This is a genomic window from Aeromonas sp. R1-1, from assembly GCF_040908495.1.
Lineage (GTDB): Bacteria > Pseudomonadota > Gammaproteobacteria > Enterobacterales > Aeromonadaceae > Aeromonas > Aeromonas veronii.
This window is the reverse complement of record NZ_JBFODV010000202.1, coordinates 1-7750: the sequence shown is the minus strand read 5'-3', so window position 1 is coordinate 7750 and position 7750 is coordinate 1. Positions and strand designations below refer to the sequence as shown.

8 protein-coding genes are annotated in these 7750 nt (G+C 55.6%); 5 read left to right on the top strand and 3 right to left on the bottom strand.

Annotated features, from left to right (window positions below):
* The 4 genes from recD to AB5Y92_RS12965 form a co-directional block, all read left to right on the top strand.
* Positions 1–1430, top strand: a 1430-nt coding sequence (gene recD, locus AB5Y92_RS12980; protein WP_368226918.1) for an exodeoxyribonuclease V subunit alpha, incomplete at its 5' end; no start/stop codon positions are given.
* Between the two features lie 29 nt (positions 1431–1459).
* Positions 1460–2458, top strand: coding sequence for a 5'-nucleotidase (locus AB5Y92_RS12975; RefSeq protein WP_368226917.1), 999 nt, complete (start codon positions 1460–1462; stop codon positions 2456–2458).
* A gap of 209 nt (positions 2459–2667) precedes the next feature.
* Complete coding sequence (locus tag AB5Y92_RS12970; protein ID WP_368226916.1) at positions 2668–3147, top strand: GNAT family N-acetyltransferase; 480 nt, start codon at positions 2668–2670, stop codon at positions 3145–3147.
* A 267-nt stretch (positions 3148–3414) separates the two neighbouring features.
* Positions 3415–4413 carry a sensor domain-containing diguanylate cyclase gene (locus AB5Y92_RS12965; RefSeq protein ID WP_058057085.1) on the top strand — a complete coding sequence of 333 codons (999 nt, stop codon included), beginning with the start codon at positions 3415–3417 and terminating at the stop codon, positions 4411–4413.
* 87 nt (positions 4414–4500) lie between these two features.
* Here the strand turns inward: AB5Y92_RS12965 and AB5Y92_RS12960 are convergent, their stop codons facing one another.
* Both AB5Y92_RS12960 and AB5Y92_RS12955 read right to left on the bottom strand, forming a co-directional pair.
* Positions 4501–5127: a porin family protein gene (locus AB5Y92_RS12960; RefSeq protein ID WP_129503096.1), complete on the bottom strand. Its 627-nt coding sequence runs from the start codon at positions 5125–5127 to the stop codon at positions 4501–4503.
* A 375-nt stretch (positions 5128–5502) separates the two neighbouring features.
* The gene (locus AB5Y92_RS12955) at positions 5503–5655 is read right to left on the bottom strand and encodes a hypothetical protein (RefSeq protein ID WP_368226915.1); all 153 of its coding nucleotides are present in this window, start codon (positions 5653–5655) and stop codon (positions 5503–5505) included.
* A gap of 747 nt (positions 5656–6402) precedes the next feature.
* Here AB5Y92_RS12955 and AB5Y92_RS12950 point away from each other — a divergent pair.
* Complete coding sequence (locus AB5Y92_RS12950; RefSeq protein WP_005336490.1) at positions 6403–7167, top strand: helix-turn-helix transcriptional regulator; 765 nt, start codon at positions 6403–6405, stop codon at positions 7165–7167.
* A 40-nt stretch (positions 7168–7207) separates the two neighbouring features.
* Here the strand turns inward: AB5Y92_RS12950 and AB5Y92_RS12945 are convergent.
* On the bottom strand, positions 7208–7750 hold a 543-nt coding region (locus AB5Y92_RS12945; RefSeq protein ID WP_368226914.1), incomplete at its 5' end, for a GntR family transcriptional regulator.

The window sequence follows — 7750 nt, the reverse complement described above, 5'->3', positions numbered from 1 at the left end:
ACTTGAGCAAGCTGGATGCGCTGGTGCCCGAGGCGCTCTGCTGCAACGGCCAGAAGCTGGCGGCGGCCACCGCGGCGGCGCGCCCCTTTGCGGTGATCTCCGGCGGCCCCGGCACCGGCAAGACCACCACGGTGGCCAAGCTGCTCGCCATTCTGGTGGAGACCGGTCTGCAAGCGGGCAAGGCCCCGGCGATCCGGCTGGTGGCCCCCACCGGCAAGGCTGCGGCGCGCCTCACCGAGAGTATCGGTTCTGCCCTGCAGGCCCTCGATCTGCCCCCCGAGTGGGTGGAGGCCATTCCCGCCGAGGCGGGCACCCTGCACCGGCTGCTCGGGGTTATTCCGGGGCGCAGCCAGTTCCGCCACCACGCGGGCAACCCGCTGCACCTCGACTTGCTGGTGGTAGATGAGGCCTCCATGGTCGATCTGCCGATGATGGCGCGCCTGCTCGATGCGTTGCCGAGCCACGCCCGCCTGATCCTGCTCGGCGACAAGGATCAGCTCGCCTCGGTGGAGGCGGGGGCCGTGCTCGGCGATATCTGCAGCTTTATTGAGCAGGGCATCAGCCCGGCACAGGCGGAGTGGCTCTCTCGCCAGACCGGCTACCGCTTGCAGGGCACGCCCGCGGGGGCACCGGTGCGCGACAGCCTCTGTTTGCTGGCCAAGAGCTGGCGTTTTGATCAGCATTCGGGCATTGGCCAGCTGGCGCGCGCCTGCAACAGCGGCGATGCCACGGCGGTGGAATCAGTCTGGGGCGCAGGATTCGCCGATATCAACCTGCACCCCTGGGCGGGAGAGGCCTACGACGCCCTGATTGCTCAGGGGGTAGCCGGTTACGGCAGCTATCTGAAGGCGGCCCGCGCGGGGGAAGCGCCCGCCGCCGTGTTCAAGGCATTCAACAGCTTCCAGATCCTCTGCGCCCTGCGCGATGGCCCGTTCGGCGTGCTGGGACTTAACGAGCGGCTCGAACTGGCCCTGTCACGGGCTGGCCTGATCGCCCGCGATGGCGACTGGTATGCCGGTCGCCCGGTGATGGTGGTGCAAAACGACCACGGTGTTGGCCTCTACAACGGCGATATGGGGCTCTGCCTGCCGGATGAAACCGGGCGCCTCAAGGTATGGTTCGAGCAGCCGGATGGCACATTGCGGGCCCTGCTGCCCAGCCGTTTGCCGCCCGTTGATACGGTCTACGCCATGACCATCCACAAATCCCAGGGCTCGGAGTTTGCCCATACCGTGCTGGTGCTGCCCGACAGCCCCAGCCCGCTGCTGACCCGCGAGTTGGTCTATACCGGCATCACCCGCGCCAAGGCGCGGCTCGATCTCTACGGCGATCGCGCCCTGCTGGCACAGGCAGTACGGAAAAAGACCGAGCGTTATTCCGGTCTGGCGGAGAGGTTGGGGGAATTAACAACTATGAATGATGAACTGTAATTTTTATCTGACTGAAACAGGGAAATGTTATGGCATTGGATTTAAGTAAAACTCTAGTGGTTGGGATATCTGCTACCGCATTATTTGATATGAATGAGTCAGATCAAATATTTAGAGACATGTTTGATACTGATCGTGATGTCGCGATTGACCGCTATCGTGACTATATGTTGGCACATGAGGACCAGCCATTATCTCCGGGTACAGGGTTTCCTCTAGTTAAAGCGTTGCTTGCTCTAAATTCTCACCTTGAAGCTGGGGAGAAGTCTCCTTTAGTTGAGGTTGTGGTTATGTCTAGGAATAGTCCAGAGACTGGCCTCAGAGTACTAAATACGATCCGGCATATGAAGTTAGATATAACTCGTTCAGCATTTACTGCGGGAGAGTCTGTAGTTGACTACTTAGATGCATTTGATGTCGATTTGTTTCTGACAACAAATGTTGGCGATGCTCAACAAGTTATTGATTCGAGGCAGTGCGCCGCTGCTGTGGTAAAGTTGCCTCCAAAAGAAGCTGCACAAATACCTGAGGGACAAGTAAGAATTGCATTTGATGGCGATGCTGTATTGTTTTCTGACGAGAGTGAATTGGTATATAAAACGGAAGGGATGGCCGCTTTTCATGCAAGAGAAGATGCTTTACAAGATGTACCAATGTCAGATGGGCCTTATGCTAACTTACTGAGAAAACTCGCGGTGTTACGTAATCGACTTCCGATGAAGATTGAATATTCCCCGCTGCGGGTTGCTATCGTTACGGCTCGTAATAGTCCCTCTGAAATGCGAGTTATTAAGACTTTGAGAAGCTGGGGGATTTATGTAGATGAAGCTTTTTTCCTCGGCGGAGTAGGAAAAGCGAAAGTGTTGAAAGCATTCAAACCACATATTTTCTTTGATGATCAAGATGTCCATCTTGAGGCCGCATCGAGTATCGTTCCATCAGGAAAAGTTCCATATATGAGTAGTTCACCACTAGTTGTTAAACCTGTAGCAACTGATTTCTCTTTAGATTCCAGTAGCGAGATATAATTTGATGTTTATGAAATAATTATATTATACCTCACAAGAGTATCCCTGATTATGTATAACCCCTCTCCCTTTGGGAGAGGGCAGGGTGAGGGCGAGTAGGGTGCAAAGAACGAAGTGAATTGCACCGCTGCTATTTATCTGCCAAAAGGTGTAATGCGCTGCGCTTATTACACCCAGCATCCAACCAACACACGACAGGATGTCATTGCTTGAGACTTGAATTTAACACCATCGATCTGGAGCGGGATTACGAGCTCTGTGTGCAGGCACGCAGGGATGCCTATTTTTGCAGCTTTCATACCCATAATGGTTTTGCCGACTTTATCGACGGTTATCGGGAGCGGATCCATGAAAGGCTGGGGCAAGCGCAATGGCACTACCTTCATGTCTGGGCGGGTGAACAATTGGTGGGCCAGCTGGAATTTCGCAGCTTTTCCGATGAACCCGAGACCGGTTATGTGCAGCTGATTTATCTGTTCCCTGAATATCGTGGCCGCGGGCTGGCCGCGCAGTTGCAGGCCTATATTCGCCAGCAGTTGCTGGGGGCTGGCTGCAAAAGGGCGATCCTCTCCGTGAGTCGCACCAATGTGCGGGCCTTGAACCATTACCGGCGCTTTGGCTGGGTATTTCTGCGCCCCAATCCGAAACATCGGGAGACGGATTTTTATCGGCTGACTCTGGCCGAGTGACCTCTGTGATGGCCTCTGGGTATCCCCTCATTTATTCCCATCCCCCAAATGACTGAATCGTGAGTTAAATCCGGTAAATGGGGCGCGCTTGAGCCACACTTATGGCCACCCTGACTCAGCCTGCGCCGTGAGTGGCCGATAACCGGGGAAACGGTGGTGCGGTGGGGTTCTGGCTGACAGTTCTGTTGCAATATGCCAAGGTAGCGCCTCACGACAACAGCGCGATTCCCCGTGGTGGCGCGGGGCGGAAGAACAAGGATAACTGCTATGGTGCAGGACAGTGACACGATCAGGATCTCGGATGTCAGCGAGGCCGTGGTGCATGGCATTCTGGAGGTGACCAGCGATGGCATCTGGGATTGGCATGCCAATACCGGTTTTGTCTATCGCAACCCCGGCTGGTACCGGATGCTGGGTTACGAGCCTCACTCCCTCGGCAATACCGTCTTCACCTGGGAGAACGTGATCCACCCCGACGATCTGGCGGCTGTGATGGCGAAGTTCGATCTCTGCCTGAGCGGCAGCGCCCATGAGTATCGTGCCGAGTACCGTTGCCGCTGCCGGGATGGCAGTTACCTCTGGATTGAGGATTGCGGCCGCATCATTGAGCGCAATCCCGACGGGTCTGTGGCGCGGATGATCGGCGCCCATCGCGATATCCACGCCAGCAAGTTGTTGCTGGAACAGCTGGAGCGGCGCAATCAGTCGCTGGAGCAGCAGGTTGCCGAGCGCACCGCCGAGCTGGTGCGACTCAACGAGGCGCTGCAACAGAAAGCCGAGGAGAACCGTCTGTTGGCAGAGACCGATGCCCTGACCGGTGCCGCCAGCCGCTATCGGCTGGAGCGGGCGTTGCAGCTGGAGTGCGAGCGGGCGCGCCGCTTCCATCAGCCGTTTACGGTGATCGCCATGGATGTGGACAACTTCAAGCAGATCAACGACAGCTATGGCCACAACGCCGGGGATCAGACCCTGATCAACATAGTGGCGCTGGTGCGCCGCCATATCCGCGAGATCGATCTGCTGGCCCGCTGGGGGGGTGACGAGTTTATGGTGTTGTTGCCCAACACCGGCCGCGAGGATGCGCTGGTGGTGGCGAGCAAGTTTCAGGCATTGATGGCGAGCGAGCCCATCTGCCCCCATGCGCCCGCCACCATGAGCTTCGGGCTGGCGGAGTATCAACAGGATGAGCAGAAAGAGAGCCTGATGGTGCGTGCCGATCGGGCGCTCTATCAGGCCAAGCAGCTGGGTAAAGACCAGATCTGCTAACGCGCAGGGCACGGAAAGAAGAGCAGTAAAAAGGGCCGCAGGTTTGAAACCTGCGGCCCTTTTGCATTGTTACTGACGCGGCGCGACTTAGAAGTGGTAGCGCAGACCCAGCTTGAAGGTATCCAGAGAGTAGTGCTCGTCACCCAGGCTCAGGGCGTCGAACTGGCGCTCGTAACCGATACCGGCAGAGAAGTGGTCGTTGAAGGCGTAGTCCAGACCTACTTCCAGATTGGGGTGTACCTTGCTCTTGGTTGCGCTCTTGCTTCCCTGACCGCTGAAACCGAGGAGAGTGGCGTTGCCGACAACTTCCACTTCGGTGCGGGTGTAGGCGATACCCGGTTTGGCATAGGCGCTGAAGCCCCAGGCCAGCGGCTGGCTCAGCTTGGCGGCCAGGCTGATGCTGCGGGTTTCGATGGTGGTGTCGGCAAAGCCGGTTGCAATCGGGGAGGTCACCCAGACCAGCTGATCCATCTGTTGGGCGTGCAGGCCACCTTCAACGGCTAGCCAGGGTTTGAAGCTGTAACCCACGATCAGGCTGCCGCCGTCGAGTTGGTCATCGATGAGCTTGGCGTCATAGGCGTCTTTGGCTGCACCATCGAGATCCATCTTGGAGGTGGTCAGATCCAGACCTGCATACCAGCCTTCGGCATGGGCGCCGCCATTCATGGCCAGAGCAAGCAGGGAGAAAGCGGCAATTTTATTAAACTTGTTCATGGATAAATAACCTTGTGTTGCGTGAACTGCGTGTGATTTATATTGCTCAATCCATGAAGCTTTTTATATTTCCGTCATTGCTCTGCTTTCACAGAGGGGCCGCAGTATAGTCAGCGAATTTCTGAATAACAAGAGAGTGATTTCCCCATTCTTCTAAATATGACTGGCTGCAAGCAGGGGCATTTTGTTTAATAAATGGTGTTATTAGAGTTTTAGCTTTATTGAGGTTTAAATAATTAACTGGTGAGGCAAATGACAGGCTGAGAGTTCGGTTTTGGTTCTATGTGATTGATTTGTATCGGCATTAAATTTTCATTAGAGCGTAGCCGTGATGAGTTGTCTAAAAATTGGCATCTCAGATGTCACTGATTGGCATCAGGTTCTTTTTGATGGTTTTTTGAACGCATCACAAGGTGAAACTATGAGAAAAAAATCTATCTTTTTGCCTGTTTTTTGCTCTTTTTGAGGTTTGGGATTGTTCCCATTGAGGGTTTTGGTGGTCTTTTGAGGCTGTTTTGCGTGGGCCATGTTGCCCACCAGATAAGTGGGTGGGTTCTTATGGGTGGCTTTTCTCTTCACCCGGCCGCAGTTGTTGGGGTGGGCATGAGGCGCGATAAGCAGATATGGGTCGTGCGGCCTGATTAATTTTGTTTGCTTATATATACAAGCCATTTAAAAGATAGGTTTTTGGAATTCCAAATAACTTGATTATATTCGTTTTTATAATTAATGAAGCTTTCCAAGTAAGCCATTTAAATATATTGAATGGCCATAACACGGTATTGATGGCCGTTTAGGATACCTTGCCAGAGAGGTCGTGGTGGCTGGCGCATCAGTAGGCGGTGGGTGGCCGGTGACACTTCCCCTTGCCGGGGCCCTTGACCTGACCTGCGAATTCAGGGAAAAGAAAAGGGCGGTGCTATCAGCGCCGCCCAATGCCAGGAAAGAGAAAAAACCTTACGGTTTAAAAGATAAAAATTTGGAAGCAAACAATCGATTTCTCAACCAGGAAGGGTCTTGAATTCGATACGTTTCGATTATGCGCGATGTTCTATGCAGCACTAGCAAAATGTTTGCGAGTTGAAAGATATGCACTGTCTGGTGTCAGATTTTGCGACCTCATCGTTCAACTGGTCTGTCCTGATGGGCGTTGTAGGCGATTTTTTCTCTAGGCTGTTTTTTCGGTGTCAATATCTGAGCCTTGAAGGTGAAAACAGGTCAGAAGCTGACTCGGCATAACCATGCAATGAAAGTGCGATAACAAGGAAGAGTGGCATGACCTACAGCCAGACCCTGGCCAACAATATTCTCGACACCCTGAAGAAGACCCTGACCGACAAGGGGATCCGCTATCAGACCCTGGCAGAAGCCATGGGTGTCTCCATCGCGACCGTGAAACGGATGATGAACAAGCCCTCGCTGCCGTTCGATACTCTGCTGGAGATCTGCCATTTGGTGGGGCTCTCGTTCGAGGAGTTGCTGGATCGCACTCAGGACGCCCAGAGCCGCCGCGCCGTCTTCACTCAGGAGCAGGACGAGGCGTTTCACAACGAACCGGGGCTCTACGCCTTTCTCGCCAATATCTTCTGGCGCGACAAGACGCTGATCGATCTCAAGCGGGAGTACGGCCTGACCGATGCCTCCTGCTACCTCTATCTGCGCAAGCTGGAGAAGCTCGGCATTTTGCAGCTTGGTATCGACAACAGTTACCACTTCCTGATCAGCGAGCGGATCAGCTTCGAGCAGCACAGCCGTTTCGCCCGCCAGCAGGCGCGGCAGGCAATGTCGGTGCTGGGGGAGTATCTGGTGGAGAACATGCACAAGTCGAACAACTATATGGCGCTCTGCCAGTTGCACCTCAACGAGGGAGAGGCGATGGCGCTGATCGACCGGATGAAGGAGTACTGGCATCAGGAGATCAAGCTCAACCGCCCCGCCATCGGCCAGCAGGAGCACGCCAAGACCTACACCATGTCGCTGCAACTGGCCGACTGCGGCTATCAGAGTTTTGACGACATGATCCCCAATATCGACAACTGATCCCGGCGGATCCTGCGGGATCCGCTCTGTTGGCTGGAGTCTAATCGGCGATCCGGGTTTGTTGCAGCTTGCCTGCGAGCGGCTGCAATGCTCGCGTATCCAGACAGATGCGGATCGCATCCGGCCGCCAGTGTTCGATATCACAATCCACCAGAGCGCCCCGCTCGTCGTAATTGACCCGCACCAGCCGCAGCACCGCGCTCCCCTCTGCCAGATTGAGGGCGCGGGCGATGGCGCCGCGCGCCGCCGAGGGGGTGATCTCGAGACTCGCCCCACCCTGGCCTATGCCATAGCGCTGCTGATAGAGCTCGGTGAGGGAGCTGGCCAGCGGTGCGCTGGCGATATCGGGAAAGCGACTCGCCAGCAGGTGGTGGCTGACATGAAGCACCGGGCGACCGTCGATCAGCCGCTGGCGGCGGATTTCATAAAGTGGGGTGAAGGGTTCCAGCCCCATCCAGCGGCACAGCTCGCTGCTGGCAAGCTCGCTGCCGTGGGCCAGCACCCGGGTTTCGGCGGTGCGCTGCTGTTCGCCGATCCACTGGTGAAAGTGGGTGTGGATGGCGGGATCGTAGGTGAGGCGGGG